At 65.5% G+C, this 467-nt stretch carries 1 protein-coding gene; it reads left to right on the top strand.

The genetic code is table 11. From position 1 onward, the window contains the following. On the top strand, positions 1 to 424 hold a 424-nt coding region (locus tag J0A65_RS25730; RefSeq protein ID WP_206597046.1), incomplete at its 5' end, for a hypothetical protein. Positions 425 to 467 lie beyond the last annotated feature (43 nt).

Raw genomic sequence — 467 nt, 5'->3', positions numbered from 1 at the left:
GAACGTCAGCACCGCCATCGAACACACCCTGCACGTCTCCAACGAACACGCCAGCCGCGACGCCAGCACCCTGGAAAGCGCCAGCCAGGTGATCCGCCAGGTCATCGAGGATTTCCGCCACGGCGCCACGCGCCTGGTCGAGCACGGCAACACCCTGCACAGCCAGAACCAGGCGGTCGGCGAGGAAATCTCCGAGGTGCTGGTCGCGCTGCAGTTCCAGGACCGCGTTAGCCAGATGCTCGGCCACATGCGCGACGACATCGAGAAACTCGGCCTGCGCCTGGTCGATGCAAGCGGCCAGGTCGACGCCAGCGGTTGGCTGGACGACCTCTCGCACACCTACACCACGCCCGAACAGCACGCCATCCACAGCGGCCGTCACGGCACGTCCGCCGCCAGCGCTTCCGACATCACCTTCTTCTGAGGACTTCCCCATGGCCAAGACCATTCTCATCGTCGACGACTCC

It is taken from the genome of Bowmanella yangjiangensis (assembly GCF_017255015.1).
Taxonomy (GTDB): Bacteria; Pseudomonadota; Gammaproteobacteria; order Enterobacterales; family Alteromonadaceae; genus Bowmanella; species Bowmanella yangjiangensis.
This window is presented reverse-complemented; position numbering and strand designations above follow the sequence as displayed.